Source organism: Cellulomonas sp. zg-ZUI22, from assembly GCF_017353535.1.
GTDB classification, from domain to species: Bacteria; Actinomycetota; Actinomycetes; order Actinomycetales; family Cellulomonadaceae; genus Cellulomonas; species Cellulomonas wangleii.
This window is the reverse complement of the sequence record NZ_JAFMUZ010000001.1, coordinates 77890-92877: the sequence shown is the minus strand read 5'-3', so window position 1 is coordinate 92877 and position 14988 is coordinate 77890. Positions and strand designations below refer to the sequence as shown.

The following is a 14988-nucleotide window of genomic DNA, read 5'->3' as shown; positions in this document are numbered from 1 at the left end:
GCGGTGCTGCGTCAGGCCGTCAGGCCGTCGGGGGGAGCGGGGGCTCCTCGCGGTGCTCGACGACCTGCCGGTGGGTCGTGTTGGTGCGCTGGGAGTTGAGCGCCACCGCCAGGATCAGCGCGAGGGCGCCGGCACCCATGCAGATGTACCCGATGACCGTGAGGTCGATGCCCTCGATCCGGTCGGAGACCCCGAACGAGAGGATCGCCCCGATCACCAGGAGTGCGATACCGCCACCGATGCCCATGTCGCTCCTTCGTCGTGCCCGGTGCGGACCACGGTGGCCCGCCTGGCAGGCGAGTCTGGTGCCGTCGGGCGGGTCCCGCACGTCGAACGCCCGACGCGACCCGGACGGGTGTCCTGCAGGAGCTCGCCCGGACGGGCGCCCCCAGCGGCCCCGGGTGCGCCGGGGCCCGGTGGGGACGGTCCCGCCGCACGCCGCCGAGATGCCGGTGCACCGCGGTCCCGGTAGACACGTCCCATGGGTGTTCTCGTGCGGTCCGTCGCTCTCGGTCTCGCGGCGGGCGGTCGTTCCGCGGTCGCCGTCGCCGTCCCCGTGCACGCCGCCACGCGCGGTCACCACGGCCCGGCGGCACGCGCGCTGCGCGGCCTGACCACCGTCGCCGTGCTCGGCGAGATGGTCACCGACAAGCTCCCGGCCACCCCCAGCCGCCTGGTGCCCGTGCAGATCGGCGGGCGCATCGTCGCCGGCGCGACCGGGGCCGCCGCGCTGGCGGTCGTCGACCGCCGGGGGCCCGGTGCCGTGCTGGTCGCCGTGCTCGCGGGCGGAGCGGGTGCGTTCGCGGGGTCGGTGGGCGGGGCGTCGTGGCGGCAGTGGGCGGCCGAGCAGGGCCCGGACGTGCTGCGCCCGGACGTGCGTGCGGCGCTCGTGGAGGACGCGCTCGTGCTGGTCACGGCCCGCACGCTCGCCCACGGTCGCTGAGCGGGGAGTCGGGCCGCGGAGCCCGACCTCCGGACCACGGGCCTCGGCCTCGGGTCCCCTACGGTGACGTCATGCCCTGGCAGACCGTCACCTCGCGCGTCGTCCACCGCAACCCCTGGATCACGGTGCGGGAGGACGACGTCGTCGCACCCGACGGCCGGCCCGCGCGGTACGGCGTGGTCGAGGTGCGGCCGTCGGTGTTCGTCGTCGCGCTGACCGACGACGACGAGGTCGTGCTGGTGACCACGGACCGGTACACGGTCGGACCCGGCTCGGTGGAGGTCCCCGCGGGTGGCACGGACGGTCAGGAGCCGCTGGTCGCGGCGCAGCGCGAGCTGGCGGAGGAGGCCGGTCTCACGGCGCGGGAGTGGACGGCCGTCGGTGAGGTCGACGCCCTCAACGGCGTCGCCCGGGCCGTCGAGCACGTGTTCGTGGCCCGCGGCCTGACGCCCGTGGCCGAGCCGGCTGCGACCGCGCGCGAGCAGGCCGCGGAGGGGATCACCGCCGTGCGGACGGTGCCGTTCGGTGAGGTGCTGGCGATGATCCGCCGCGGTGAGCTGCGGGACGCGGAGACGGTGACGGCCGTCGCGCTCGCGGCGCTGCACCTGGGCCGGCTCACCTGAGACCGACCCGGGGGCGCACGGTGCGGTCGCACCGCACGCCCCCGGGCCGCTCGGGGCGTCCTCAGGCCAGCGGGGTCACCACGGCGGTGCTGCGCAGCGCGCGGTCCGCACCGGGGTACCGGCGCGGGCCGGTGAGCTCGACCTGCGCGCTGAGCACGTCGCCCTCGCTGGAGCCGCCCACCTGCACGCCGACCGTGCCCGGGTCGACGACGCGGCGCAGGTCCACGCCCGTGTACGACGTCAGGTCGGCGGGCACGGCGAACGTGACGCGGGCCGCGGCGCCCGGCTCGAGCGGCACGCGCGCGTACCCGGCGAGCTGCTTGACGGGCCGCGCGACGTCGGCGACGGGGTCGGACAGGTAGAGCTGCACGACCTCGGTGCCCGCCCGCTCGCCGGTGTTGGTGACGGTCACGGCGACGTCGAACGCGCCGTCCGTCGGCACACCGCACGAGGTGACGCGCAGGTCGTCGTACGCGAACGTCGTGTACGACAGCCCGTGGCCGAACGGGAACGCCGGACCCGGGTCGAGGTTGCTGATCTTGTCGAGCCGACGGGTCAGCGGTGCGCCCAGGTAGGTCTGCGGGCCGCCGCCCGGGTCGCGCGGCACCTGCACGGGCAGCCGGCCCGACGGTGTGACGCGGCCGCTGAGCACCCCGGCGATCGCGCCGGCGCCCTCCTCGCCCGGCATGAACGCCTGCACCACCGCCGCGGCGCGGTCGAGGAACGCGCCCAGCGCGTAGGGGCGCCCCGAGACGACCACGAGGACGACGGGCGTCCCGGTGGCCAGGACGGCCTCGACCAGGTCGTGCTGGACGCCCGGCAGCCGCAGGTCGCTCACGTCGCAGCCCTCGCCGGACGTGCCGCGGCCGAACATGCCGGCGCGGTCACCGACCGTCAGCAGGACCACGTCGGCGTCGCGCGCGGCCGCGACGGCGGCGTCGAACCCGGTGCGGTCGTCGTCGACCACGGCGCACCCGGGCTCGTGCACGACCTCGACGCCGTCGAGCTCGGCGCGCAGGGCGTCCAGCAGCGACGGGACCTCCACGCCCATGCCGAGCTCGGGGTGCCGGGGCAGCACGTGGATCGGGTAGGAGTAGCACCCGAGCAGCACGCCGGGGTCGGCGGCGGACGGGCCCACCACCGCGACGCGCCGTGTCGTGCGCCCGTCGAGCGGCAGGACGCCCGCCGGGTTGGCCAGCAGCACCACCGACTCCTCGGCCAGGCGCCGCGCGAGGTCCCGGTTGCCGGGGGCGTCCAGGTCGATCGGGTCGTCGTCGGGGGCCCCGCCCGGGGGCGTGCCGTCCGCGGCGGGGGCGTCGAGCAGGCCCAGCTCGGCCTTCTGCCGCAGCACCCGGCGCACCGCGCGGTCGACGACCGCCTCGTCCAGCCCGCCGTCGGCCACCAGCGGGCCCAGCAGGCCGAAGCACATGGTGTTGGGCAGCTCGACGTCCATGCCGGCACGCAGCGAGCGGGCGCCCGCGTCCGCGGCGTCGGCGGCCGTCCCGTGCGCGGTGGCCAGGAACGCGACCGCCCAGTAGTCGGACACCACGGTGCCCTCGAAGCCCCACGTGTCGCGCAGCAGGTCGGTGAGCAGCGCCGACGACGCCGCGACCGGCTCGCCGTCGAGGTCGGCGTAGGAGTTCATGACCGAGCGGGCGCCGCCCTCGCGCACCGCCATCTCGAACGGCGGCAGCAGCACGTCGGCGAGCTCGCGCGGTCCGACGGACACCGGCGCGTGGTTGCGTCCGCCGCGTGAGGCGGAGTACCCGACGAAGTGCTTGAGCGTCGCGACGACGCCCTGCTCCTCCATGCCCCGCACGTACGCGGTCGCGATGGTCGCCACGGCGTACGGGTCCTCGCCGACGGTCTCCTCGACGCGGCCCCAGCGGTAGTCGCGGACCACGTCGAGCACCGGGGCGAGGCCCTGGTGGACGCCGAGACGACGCAGGTCCCGCCCGATGGCCGCGCCGACCTCGTGGACCAGGTCCGGGTCGAACGCGGCGCCCCACGCCAGCGGCGCCGGGTACACGGTCGCGCCGTACGACGTGACGCCCGTGAGGCACTCCTCGTGGGCGATGGCCGGCAGCCCCAGCCGGTGGTTCGCGACGAGCTCGCGCTGCGTGCGCGCGAGCTTGGCCCGGCCCTCGTCGGCCGGGACCGGGTCGGTGCCCAGCACGCGGGTCAGGTGGCCCAGCCCGTGCCGCGAGGCGGTGGCGAAGTCGGGTCGACGCGCGCCGAACGTGTCCTGCATCGGTGCGACGACCTCATCCGCGCCGCGCCGGTCGAACCAGTGGCTGCCGAGCTGGGCGAGCTTCTCCTCGAGGGTCATGGCCGCCAGCAGCAGCTCGACGCGCTCGGGCGTCGGACGGGTCGTGTCGTGCCACGGGTGCGTGGTGGTGCCGGTCGTGCCGGTGGTGCCGGTGGTGCCGGTGGTGCTCGTGCTCAACGTGGTCCTTCCCGAGGCGCCGGCGGCTGTGCCGGCGGGGCGGTGGAGTCGCGGACGACGAGGGACGTCGCCAGCTCGATGTGGTGCGAGTCGGGCATGCGGCCGGCGTCCATGGCCAGGACCGTGCGCAGCGCGACGCGCCCGATGTCCCGCAGCGGCTGGTGCACGGTGGTCAGCGGCGGGTTGGTCCAGGCGGCGACGTAGGTGTCGTCGTAGCCGACGACGGACAGGTCGCGCGGCACCACCAGACCGAGGCGGCGCGCAGCCTCGAGGACCCCCAGGGCCTGGGCGTCGCTGCTGGCCAGGAGGGCGGTGGGCGGGTCGGCGCGACGCAGCAGGTCGTCAGCGGCGCGCAGCGCGGCGTCGTGGTCGAACGCGACGTGCCGCACCAGCGCGGGGTCCAGGGTGACGCCCGCCGCCTGGCAGGCGGAGCGGAAGCCGTCGACACGCGCGACGGCGCTGATGGACGCCTCGGGGCCCGCGACGACGCCGATGCGGGTGTGCCCCAGGCCCAGCAGGTGCTCACCGGCGGTGCGCCCGCCGGTCCAGTTGGTCGAGCCGACCGAGACCAGCTCGGGAGTCGTCAGGTGCAGCGGGTCGATGACGACCACGGGCAGCCGCGCACGGGCGATGCTGTCGTACGTGGTGTCGGTGACCTGCGCCGTCACGACGATCGCGCCGGTGCGGCGTGCCGAGATCAGCCGCCGCGTCCAGCTGGACGGCGGCTCGGGCCGGTCGCCCCCGCCGCGCCGTACGCGCGAGACGGTGACGTCGACGTCCACCTCCTCGGCGGCGAGGGTGACGCCGCGCAGCACCTCCATCGCGTACGGGCTGTCGAGCTTGTCGACCATGAACTCGACCGTGCGCCGGGTTTCGGCGTGTCGCGCCCCGGGGGTGCGGTAGCCGAGCTCGGCGACCGCGGCCTCGACGCGCTCACGGGTGGCCGGTGCCACGTCGGTGTGCCGGTTGACGACCTTGGAGACGGTCGCGATCGACACGCCGGCGCGCTCGGCGACGGCGGTGAGCGTCGGGCGTCGTGCGGTTGCGGGCATGTGCCCCCCCTTCACGGTTCAGGCCGAACGTAACCGTCCCCGACCGAAAACTTCAAGGTGACCGTTGATCCGTTTCAGCGGTGCCGGTGGGTGAGATCGGCGCGTTGACACGGGCGACGGGCGAAACCTACGGTGAAAGCGTCGCCCCCCAGGGCGAAAAGTTTTCGACGAGGAGAACTGGAGTCTCAACGATGAGTTCCACCATTGCGCGGCGGGTGCGCGCGACCGCCGCCGTCGTCGGCGTCGCCCTCGCCCTGGCGGCCTGCGGATCCGGTACGACGCCCCAGCTCGGTGACGGCGGCACCGCCGCCCCCGGCGGCAGCGGCGACGCCGCGATCGTCTGGGGTCTCGAGGGCGGTCAGTCGGAGTCGTACCTCGCCGCGGTCGACCGCTGGAACGAGGAGCACCCCGACCGCCCCATCGAGCTGCAGATGTTCGGCAACCAGGGCTACAAGGACAAGCTCCGCATCGCCCTCGGTGCCGGCCAGGGCCCCGACCTGATGTTCAGCTGGGGCGGCGCGGCGCTGAAGACGTACGTCGACGCCGGCTACGTCGAGCCCATCGAGGACCCCGCGATCACCGACCGGTACCTGCCGTCGGTGCTCGACACCGTGACGTTCGACGGCAAGGTCTACGGGGCCGCGATCAACAACATCCAGCCCGTCGTCATCCTCTACAACGACGCGGTCTTCCGGCAGGTCGGCGCCGAGCCGCCCACGACCTGGGACGAGCTGCTCGACCTCGTGCCCGTGTTCGAGGAGGAGGGCATCGCCCCGATCGCCCTCGCCGGCCAGTCCAAGTGGCCGCAGCTGCCCTACCTGGGGTACCTCGTCGACCGCATCGGCGGGCCTGAGGTGTTCGACGCGATCGTGGCGAACGAGCCCGACGCGTGGTCCCACCCGGCGGTCACGCAGGCGCTCACCGAGATCCAGACCCTCGTGGAGGCCGGCGGCTTCGTCGACGACTACGCGTCGATCGCCTACGAGACCGGCGCGGCCGACGCGCTGCTCTACACCGGGCGCGCCGCGATGATGGTCGTCCTGTCGCAGGCGTACTCCAACATCAAGACCGCCGCACCGGACTTCGTGGAGTCCGGCGACCTCAAGGCCGTCCCCTTCCCCGCCTACGACGGCGGTGCCGGGGACCCGGCCAACCTGGTGGGCAACCCGTCGAACTTCTGGTCCGTCAACGCCTCGGCGAGCGACGAGCACAAGGAGACGGTGCTGGCGTTCCTCGCCGAGCAGGTGATGAACGAGGAGTACATCGGCGAGATCCTCGACCGGTCCGCGGTCCCGGGCGTCACCACCGCGCGCGACCAGATCACCGAGCGCGAGGACACGTTCGCCGAGATGGTCGTCGACCTCACCGAGGCCGCACCGCACTTCCAGCTCTCCTGGGACCAGGCGATCAGCCCGTCGCAGGCCGAGCAGCTCACGACCCACCTCGACCGCGTGTTCCTGCTGCAGACCACGCCGGAGGAGTTCGTGTCGGCGATGAACGCGACGCTGGACGCGAAGTGACGACCACCCTCCCTGCCGTCCCCGCGGGTGCCGCCGGCACCCGCGGGGGCGGTGCCCCCGCGCGGCGACGCAGCGAGCGGCAGCCGGTCTCGGCGTGGCTGCTCGCACCCGCACTGATCCTGTTCGGCGGGTTCGCGCTCGTCCCCCTCGGCGGCGCCGTCGCGCTGTCGTTCACCTCGTGGAACGGGCTGGGCACACCCGCCTGGCTCGGCCTCGACAACTGGGGCGCGGTCCTCACCGACCACGTCACCTGGCTCACCCTGTGGATCACGCTGCAGGTGATGGTCGGCACCTGGCTCGTCCAGACGCCGCTGAGCCTCCTGCTGGGCGTCTACCTGGCGCCGCGCGGCCGGTGGCGGGCGTGGATGGCCGCGGTGTACTTCATCGCCCTGCTGATGTCGTCGTCCGCCGTCGCGCTGGTGTTCAAGAACCTGCTGGACCCGAACTTCGGTCTCGCGGGGCCGGCCGGCCCGGGGTTCCTGCGGCACAGCTGGCTCGGTGACCCGAACACCGTGCTCATCGCCGTGATCCTCATCATCGCGTGGCACTTCGTGCCGCTGCACACGCTGCTGTACCAGGCGGGCGCGCGGCAGATCCCCGGCTCGCTGTACGAGGCGGCGCAGCTCGACGGCGCGGGCACCGTGCGCCGGTTCTTCTCGATCACGATGCCGCAGCTGAGGTACACGATCGTCACGTCGTCGACGCTCATGCTCGTGGGTTCGCTGACGTACTTCGACCTCGTCTTCGTGCTCACCGCCGGCGGCCCGGGCTACGCGACGCGGCTGCTGCCGCTGCACATGTACCTCACCGGCTTCACCGCCACCGAGATGGGCCGGGCCAGCGCGATCGCCACCATCCTCGCCGTCGTCGGCCTGGCGCTGTCCCTCGGCCTGACACGCCTGTCCGGCTTCACCCGGATGCAGAGCCAGCAGGAGGGCATGTGATGGTCACCACCGAGGCCGTGCGCCCCGCCACCTCCACCGCGGAGGCCCCGCCGCGCCGCCGCGACCGGATCCGCCCCAACCTGCCCGCCGGCGTCGGCTCGCTGCTGTGGCTCTCCGTCGTCATCGTGCCCGTGTACTGGGTGGTGGTGACGAGCCTGCGCACGCAGCAGCACTTCTTCACCGACCACCCGCTGGGGCTGCCCACCGAGCCGACGCTCGACAGCTACCGCCAGGTCATCGACAGCGGGTTCGACCGCTACCTGCTCAACTCGGTGGTCGTCACCGTGGGCGCCGTCGCCCTGACCATCGTCGTCGCGCTGCTCGCGGCGTACACGATCACGCGCAACACCTCGCGGTTCGTGGCCCGGTCGTTCTCGCTGTTCCTGCTGGGTCTGGCGATCCCGCTGCAGGCCGCGATCGTCCCGATCTTCTACATGATCACCAAGATGGGGCTGTACGACACGCTCCTGGCGCTCGTGCTCCCCACCGCGGCGTTCGCGGTGCCGATCACCGTGATCATCCTGGTGAACTTCCTGCGGGACATCCCCAAGGAGCTGTTCGAGTCGATGCGCGTGGACGGCGCGGGGGAGTGGCAGGTGCTCACCCGCCTCGTGCTGCCGCTGAGCCGCCCCGCCATCGCGACGGTCGCCATCTACGACGGCCTCAACGCGTGGAACGGCTTCCTCTTCCCCCTCGTGCTCACCCAGAGCCCCGAGCAGCGCGTGCTGCCGCTCGCGCTGTGGGCGTTCCAGGGCGAGCTCACCATCAACGTCCCCGCCGTCATGGCCGCCGTCGTACTGTCGGCCCTGCCGATCTTCCTGCTGTACGTCATCGGACGTCGTCAGCTCGTCGCCGGCCTCACCGCCGGCTTCGGCAAGTGACGACGCCCACCGTCCCGACAACCGAAGAAGGTCCGTCCACGATGTCCGACACCCGCCTCACCAGCGACCGGTGGCCGATCGCCGCCGCGATGCTCCCGTTCCCCGCCTCGCAGGACGCCCCGGCCGACACCTGGGTCGACCACCTCGCCCAGGTGGCGTACGAGGGGTTCACGGAGGTCGACCTCACCGACTCCTGGATCCAGCCGGGCGACCTGTCGCCGGCGCGCATCGAGGAGCTGCGCGAGGCGCTGGCGACCGTCGGGCTGGACCCGATCGCGCTGTCCGCGATCCGCCGCTCGGTGATCGACCCCGAGACGGGCGACGAGAACCTCGCGTACTCGCACCGCACGATCGACGCGGCGGCCGCGCTCGGCACCAAGATCGTCAGCGTCGGGCTGCACCGCCCGCTGCTGCCGGCGCAGCGCGAGGTGCTGTGGTTCTGGACCGAGGAGGGGCCGGCCGACTCGACCGACCCCGAGACGTGGGCGCTCGCGGTCTCCCGGCTGCGCGAGCTCGGCGAGCACGCCGCCTCGGTCGGCGTCGAGCTGTCGCTCGAGATGTACGAGGACACCCTGCTCGGGACCGCCGAGTCGGCCGTCCGCCTCGTGAAGGACATCGACCACCCGAGCGTCGGCCTCAACCCCGACCTCGGCAACCTCATCCGCCTGCACCGGCCCATCGAGGACTTCCAGGCGGCCGTCGCCGCGTGCCTGCCGGTGTCGAACTACTGGCACGTGAAGAGCTACTTCCGCGACGAGGACCGCAGCACCGGGTCGTACGTCGCGCTGCCCGCCCCCATGGAGATGGGCATGGTGAGCTACCGCACCGCCATCCGCACCGCCGTCGACGCCGGGTTCACCGGGCCGTTCTGCGTCGAGCACTACGGCGGCGACGGGCTGTCGGTGTCCGCGCGCAACGCGCGGTACATCCGCCGCATGCTCGCGGTGGCGACGGGCGAGGCGCGCGAGCAGGTCCTGCGCAACGCGGCGGCCGCCCGATGAGCGCCCGGGTCGCGGTCCTCGGGCTCGGGGCCATGGGGCTGCCCATGGCCACCGCGCTCGCGCGGACGTTCGACGTGGTCGCGTTCGACATCGCCCCCGAGCGCGTCGCGCTCGCCGTGGAGGCGGGCGCCACCGGCGCGGCGACGGTCGCGGAGGCGTGCGCCGGGACCGACGTCGTCGTCGTGGGGGTGCGGGACGGGGCCCAGCTCGACGCGCTCGTGCTCGGCGAGGGCGGGGTCGCGGACTCGCTGGCCGCCGGCGCCGTCGTGGTCGTGACGTCGACGGTGGGGGAGGCCGCGGTCGTGTCGGTCGCCGCAGCGCTCGCCGCGCGCGGCATCCTCACGGTCGACGCGCCCGTGTCCGGCGGCCCCGTGCGCGCCGGCAACGGCGACCTGCTCATCATGGTCGGCGCGGACGACGCGGCCCTCGCGGCCGCGCAGCCCGTGCTCGACGCGATGTCCTCGTCGCTCACCGTCGTGGGCGGCATCGGCGCAGGTCAGCAGCTCAAGACCGTCAACCAGCTGCTGTGCGGCATCCACACGGCCGCGGCGTCCGAGGCGCTGGCCCTCGCGCACCGCATGGGCCTCGACCTCGACGCGTGCATCGAGGTGCTCGGCCAGGGCGCGGCGGCGTCGTTCATGCTCGCCGACCGCGGCCCGCGCATCGCCGCGCAGCTGCGCGGCGAGACCCCGCCGCTGCGCTCGCGCCTCGACGTCATCGGCAAGGACATGGGGATCGTCGGGGACCTGACGCGGCAGCTGAAGGTCGCCACGCCCGTCGCCGCGGCCGCCGAGCAGCTCTACCGCACGGTGTCCGCCGCCGGCCACGACGCGTCCGACGACTCGGTCGTCGCGACGATGCTGGCCAAGGAGCGGACGTGGTGAGGCCCCTGGCCGACGACCCGGCACGGTTCGTCGACGACGCGCTGGACGGGTTCGTCGACCTGTACGCCGACCAGGTGCGGCGCGTGCCCGGCGGTGTCGTGCGGGCCACGCCCGCGCCGGCGTCCGAGGTCGCGGTCGTCGTCGGCGGCGGGTCGGGGCACTACCCGGCGTTCTGCGGCCTGGTCGGCCCCGGCTACGCGCACGGCGCGGTCGTCGGCAACGTGTTCACGTCGCCGTCGACGGCCGACGCGGTGTCGGTCGGCGCGGCGGCCGCGGGTGACGCGGGCGTGCTCCTGCTCACCGGCAACTACGCCGGCGACGTCATGAACTTCACGCTCGCCCGCGACGAGCTGCGCTCGCGCGGCATCCCCGCGGAGTTCCTCGTCGTGACCGACGACGTCGCGTCCGCACCGGCCGACGAGGCGCACCGCCGCCGCGGCATCGCGGGCGACCACGTCGTGTTCAAGGTCGCCGGGGCGGCCGCCGCGGAGGGCCTGTCGTTCGACGAGGTCGTCGCCGCGGCCCGCCACGCCAACGACCGCACCCGCACGCTGGGCGTCGCGTTCGACGGCTGCACGCTGCCCGGTGCCGAGCAGCCCCTGTTCACCGTGCCCGAGGGCACGGTCGGGCTGGGCGTCGGCATCCACGGCGAGCCGGGGATCGGCGAGATGCCCGCGTGCACCGCGAGCGAGCTCGCCGCCCTCCTGGTCGAGCGGCTCCTGAGCGAGAAGCCCACCGACGCGGGTCCGCGCGTGGGCGTCGTGCTCAACGGGCTCGGCCGCACCAAGTACGAGGAGCTGTTCGTCCTCTGGCGCGCCGTGCGCCCGCTGCTCGACGCCGCGGGGCTCCAGGCCGTGCAGCCGGACGTCGGCGAGCTCGTCACGAGCCTCGACATGTCGGGCTGCTCGCTGACGCTCGTGTGGCTCGACGACGACCTCGAGCGCTGGTGGTGCGCGCCCGCGCACACCCCGGCCTACCGGCGGGGTCAGGCCGGGGTCACCGGCACCACGGCCACGCCGCCCTCGGCGCCGGCTGCGGAGCGGACGGAATCGGCCACGACCACGCCGTCGCAGGACGCGGCCCGGGTCCTCGACCCCACGGACGCGGCCGAGGCGCAGATCGTCGTCGCGGCGCTGGCGCGCGTCCGCGAGGTCCTCACGGAGCTCGAGCCCGAGCTGGGCCGGCTGGACGCCGTCGCCGGCGACGGTGACCACGGCCGCGGCATGCTCCGCGGTGCGGGCGCCGCGGCGGACGCTGCCGCAGCAGCCGCCGACGCGGGCCACGGAGCGGTCGCGTGCCTGCGGGACGCGGGCCGCGCCTGGGCCGACCGCGCCGGTGGCACCTCCGGCGTCCTGTGGGGCGCGGGCATCGGCGCCGTCGCGCACGCGCTCGCCGCCCGACCGGTGGCGGACCCGTCCGCACGGGTGGCCGCGGCCGCCCGCGCAGGCGTCGCCGCCGTCGTCACGCTGGGTGGCGCGCAGCCGGGCGACAAGACCATGGTCGACGCCGCCGAGCCGTTCGCCGCCGCGCTCGAGCAGGCCGCGGGTGCGGGCCAGGCGCCCGCAGCGGCGTGGGACGCGGCGATCGAGGCCGCACGCACCGCGGCGCAGGCCACCGCGGACCTGCGTCCGCGCCTCGGCCGCGCACGTCCGCTCGCCGAGCGCAGCGTGGGCACGCCCGACCCCGGAGCCGTGTCGTTCGCCGCGATCGTGGCGGCCGTCCGGTCGACCGTGGTACCCGAGGGAGAGGAGACGTCATGAGCGTCGCGAGGATCGTGGTCGGTGCCGACGAGGCCGGCCTGACGTACAAGGACGCGCTCGCCGACCTGCTGCGCGCCGACCCGCGCGTCGAGGTCGTCGAGGACGTCGGCGTGCACGCCGACGACGACACCGCGTACCCGCACGTGGCGGTGGCGGCGGCCCGCAAGGTCGCCGAGGGCGCGGCCGACCGGGCCCTGCTGGTGTGCGGCACCGGCCTGGGCATGGCGATCGCCGCCAACAAGGTGCCCGGCGTCCGCGCGGTGACGGCGCACGACACCTTCTCGGTGCAGCGCTCCGTGCTGTCCAACGACGCGCAGGTGCTCTGCCTGGGACAGCGCGTCATCGGCCTGGAGCTCGCGAAGGTGCTGGTCCGCGAGTGGCTGGACCACGAGTTCGACACGACGTCGGCGTCCGCCGCCAAGGTCGACGTGATCCGCGGGTACGAGGCCGAGGGTGCGACGGCGCCGGACGCCGCTGCGGCCGAGAGCGGCACCGAGGGCTGCTGACCGAAGGACCCGGGCGTAGGAGCGGGAGGGGACTCCTGCGCCCGGGGTCCCGGTGGCCGGCGACGCCGTGAGGTCGGCGACGCCCTGGCCGTGAGGCCGGCGTCGCCACCCGCGTGCGGTCGGCGACGCCCTCGTGGCGGCGAGGGTCCCGCCTGCTGCGTGGCGTGCGAGCATGGGTCCGGGCCCGACTCATCGCACGGGCCCCCGGACGAGGGGCGCCGTACCCGGAGAGCGACAAGACGGCAGCCGCCGGAGGTCTGCCGTGTCCACCACGTCCGTCGCCTGGATCGTGCTCGTCGTGTCCGGGCTGTTCGAGGCCGTCTGGGCCACCGCCCTCGGCCGCTCCGAGGGGTTCACCCGGCTCGGCCCGACGGTCGTCTTCGGCCTCGGGCTGCTCGTGTCCATGGGCGGCCTGGCCTACGCGATGCGTGAGCTGCCCACCGGCACGTCGTACGCCGTGTGGGTCGGGATCGGCGCGTCCGTGACCGTCGCGTTCGCGATGGTGACGGGTGCCGAGCCCGCGAGCCTGGTGAAGATCCTGCTCATCCTCGGGATCGTCGGGTGCGTCATCGGGCTGAAGCTCGTGCACTGACGCCGAGCCGCAGCGCACCCGCGGCTCGTCGTGCCGCCGCCGCCGCGCCGCGCGACGATGGGGCGGGACGACGGCCGGCGACCGACGGGTGGTACCGATGGACGCGGCGCGGGGCGCACGGCGGGGCACGCGGTGAGCGGCCGGCTGCCCGACGCGCCCATCCGGGTGCCCGTCGCGCTCATGCGGTGGGAGACCCTCACCTTCGTCCACTGGGCGTACCCTCCGCAGGTCGTGGCCGCGCACCTGCCGCCGGGGCTGGAGCCGCAGGTCCTCGACGGCGCCGCGTGGGTGGGGATCACCCCGTTCGTCATGCGGGACCCGCGTGTCCCGGGGCTGCCGACCCCGCCGGCGTGGTCGCGGTTCGTCGAGGTGAACGTCCGCACCTACGTGCGCCACCCGGCGAGCGGCACCGACGGCCTGTGGTTCCTCCGGCTGCTGTGCACGCGGCCGGCCGTCGTGGTGGGCCTGCGCGCGGCGGGGGTGCCGTACCGGATGGCGTCGGGACGCGTCGAGGACGGCGGCGACGCGACGCGCTACCGCGCCCGCGGCCGGGACGGCGGCATGCTCGACCTGCGCGTGGTGCCCGGTGCGCGGCTGGCCCCCGACCCCTGGCTGGTGTCGGTCACGGGCAGGTGGAACGCCTACGGGCGCCGCGCGGGACGCCTGTGGCGGGCACCTGTCGCGCACCCGCCGTGGCCCCTGCACGCTGCGACGGTCGAGCGGCTCGAGACCGACCTGCCGCAGGTGTGCGGGCTGCCCGCGCCGTCCGGGGCGCCGCACGTGGTGTGGTCGCCCGGCGTCGACGTGCGCGCCGGTGCGCCGCGGCTGCTGCCGCGCACGTGAGCGACTCGATGATCAACGTGTTCGACGCCACCGGGGTGATCACCCCGCAGGAGGAGGTCCATGGCGAACGGGAGGACGAGCGCCCGCGGGGGTTCACCGCGGTCCTGCTCTACGTCCTGGTGCCGCTGATGACGGTGGCGTCTCTACGCCGCACTGAACGGTCACGCCACGCACCCGAGGGTCGTCGTCGGTGCGTTCGTGGGTGTGCTGGTCACCGGGGGTGTGGTGTTCAAGCTGCTGACGTCGTGGCGAAGGTAGGGGGCGTGTGGACATCACGACGGGGGCGTGTACGACGTGCGCGTCAGGCCCGCGTGGAGGCCGTCACGGCGTCTGGGCTACCGCCCTGACCGGTCCGAGGGGTCACTCGTCCGGGACCGTCGCGTTCGCGATGGCGACGCGTACCACGCCCGCGAGCCGGGTGAGGATCCTGCTCATCCTCGGGATCGCGGCCTGCGTGGTCGGGCTGGAGCTCGTCCACTGACGTGGGAGTCTTCAGCGGACCACATTCTGATCACCAGGGCACTGTCGAGGTGGCATGGGCACGTACTGGGACCTTGACGCTCTCAGGGATCTCTACCTGGAGGACAGCTGGATCCTGGACGTCGTCGCGCGGCCGGGCATCGTCGAGCTGACCGCGGACTTCGTGCTTCTGGAGTCCCATCCGCTGTACCGCACGCCCGCGGCCGGAGAGCAGTACTGCTATCAGCGCGGCACTCTGCGCTTCGCCGGCGTTCGGTCCCTCAGCTGGGAGCACCAAAGTGAGGTCTGCCCGGCTGTGGATGCCACTGGCGAGCGGGACTACGGTTCGATCGACACATTGGACCGGTCGGCCGACACCTTCACCCTGATCGGCGACTTCGGCCGCATGGTGATCGACGCACCCGAGCCTTCGGTCGAGCTGCGCAGCGGACGTCGGGGGCCTTGAGCGGCGTGAAGATCCTGCTCGTCCTCAGGGGCCTCGCCTGCGTGGCCGGGCTGTGACCCGTCCACTGA

At 74.3% G+C, this 14988-nt stretch carries 15 protein-coding genes and 1 riboswitch; of the genes, 12 read left to right on the top strand and 3 right to left on the bottom strand.

The window, feature by feature from the left end:
• Window positions 1-19 precede the first annotated feature (19 nt).
• Complete coding sequence (locus J1G43_RS00480; protein ID WP_207340194.1) at window positions 20-247, bottom strand: DUF6458 family protein; 228 nt, start codon at window positions 245-247, stop codon at window positions 20-22.
• Window positions 248-481: 234 nt separating this feature from the next.
• Here J1G43_RS00480 and J1G43_RS00475 point away from each other — a divergent pair, with 234 nt between their 5' ends.
• Window positions 482-943, top strand: coding sequence for a hypothetical protein (locus J1G43_RS00475; RefSeq protein WP_207340195.1), 462 nt, complete (start codon window positions 482-484; stop codon window positions 941-943).
• Window positions 944-1014: 71 nt separating this feature from the next.
• Entirely contained in the window at window positions 1015-1566 is a 552-nt protein-coding gene (locus J1G43_RS00470; RefSeq protein ID WP_207340196.1) for an NUDIX hydrolase, read from the top strand.
• 61 nt (window positions 1567-1627) lie between these two features.
• Here the strand turns inward: J1G43_RS00470 and J1G43_RS00465 are convergent, their stop codons facing one another.
• On the bottom strand, window positions 1628-4012 hold the full coding sequence (locus J1G43_RS00465) for a beta-glucosidase (protein WP_242635179.1): 2385 nt from the start codon (window positions 4010-4012) through the stop codon (window positions 1628-1630).
• Entirely contained in the window at window positions 4009-5064 is a 1056-nt protein-coding gene (locus J1G43_RS00460; protein ID WP_207340197.1) for a LacI family DNA-binding transcriptional regulator, read from the bottom strand. Before J1G43_RS00460 ends, J1G43_RS00465 begins: the two co-directional genes overlap by 4 nt.
• Window positions 5065-5255: 191 nt before the next feature.
• On the opposite strand from J1G43_RS00460, the gene J1G43_RS00455 reads away from it, so the two are divergent.
• The 10 genes from J1G43_RS00455 to J1G43_RS00410 all read left to right on the top strand — a co-directional run bounded on the left by J1G43_RS00455 (window position 5256) and on the right by J1G43_RS00410 (window position 14920).
• Complete coding sequence (locus J1G43_RS00455) at window positions 5256-6584, top strand: ABC transporter substrate-binding protein (protein WP_207369609.1); 1329 nt, start codon at window positions 5256-5258, stop codon at window positions 6582-6584.
• Window positions 6581-7528: a carbohydrate ABC transporter permease gene (locus J1G43_RS00450; protein ID WP_207369608.1), complete on the top strand. Its 948-nt coding sequence runs from the start codon at window positions 6581-6583 to the stop codon at window positions 7526-7528. Before J1G43_RS00455 ends, J1G43_RS00450 begins: the two co-directional genes overlap by 4 nt.
• Complete coding sequence (locus J1G43_RS00445; RefSeq protein ID WP_207340200.1) at window positions 7528-8409, top strand: carbohydrate ABC transporter permease; 882 nt, start codon at window positions 7528-7530, stop codon at window positions 8407-8409. Before J1G43_RS00450 ends, J1G43_RS00445 begins: the two co-directional genes overlap by 1 nt.
• A gap of 41 nt (window positions 8410-8450) precedes the next feature.
• Window positions 8451-9410 (top strand): sugar phosphate isomerase/epimerase, encoded by a 960-nt coding sequence (locus J1G43_RS00440; RefSeq protein ID WP_207369607.1) that lies wholly within the window; start codon window positions 8451-8453, stop codon window positions 9408-9410.
• Complete coding sequence (locus J1G43_RS00435) at window positions 9407-10294, top strand: NAD(P)-dependent oxidoreductase (protein ID WP_207340202.1); 888 nt, start codon at window positions 9407-9409, stop codon at window positions 10292-10294. The genes J1G43_RS00440 and J1G43_RS00435 overlap by 4 nt, the downstream gene beginning before the upstream one ends.
• Window positions 10288-12054, top strand: a complete 1767-nt coding sequence (locus J1G43_RS00430; RefSeq protein ID WP_307859426.1) for a dihydroxyacetone kinase family protein — start codon at window positions 10288-10290, stop codon at window positions 12052-12054. Before J1G43_RS00435 ends, J1G43_RS00430 begins: the two co-directional genes overlap by 7 nt.
• Window positions 12051-12560, top strand: coding sequence for a ribose-5-phosphate isomerase (locus J1G43_RS00425; protein ID WP_207377726.1), 510 nt, complete (start codon window positions 12051-12053; stop codon window positions 12558-12560). Before J1G43_RS00430 ends, J1G43_RS00425 begins: the two co-directional genes overlap by 4 nt.
• A gap of 177 nt (window positions 12561-12737) precedes the next feature.
• Window positions 12738-12810: riboswitch (guanidine-III (ykkC-III) riboswitch) on the top strand.
• A gap of 12 nt (window positions 12811-12822) precedes the next feature.
• Entirely contained in the window at window positions 12823-13152 is a 330-nt protein-coding gene (locus J1G43_RS00420; RefSeq protein ID WP_249670685.1) for a multidrug efflux SMR transporter, read from the top strand.
• A 132-nt stretch (window positions 13153-13284) separates the two neighbouring features.
• Entirely contained in the window at window positions 13285-13995 is a 711-nt protein-coding gene (locus J1G43_RS00415) for a YqjF family protein (RefSeq protein ID WP_207369605.1), read from the top strand.
• Window positions 13996-14530: 535 nt separating this feature from the next.
• Complete coding sequence (locus J1G43_RS00410) at window positions 14531-14920, top strand: hypothetical protein (RefSeq protein WP_207340207.1); 390 nt, start codon at window positions 14531-14533, stop codon at window positions 14918-14920.
• Window positions 14921-14988: the final 68 nt, after the last annotated feature.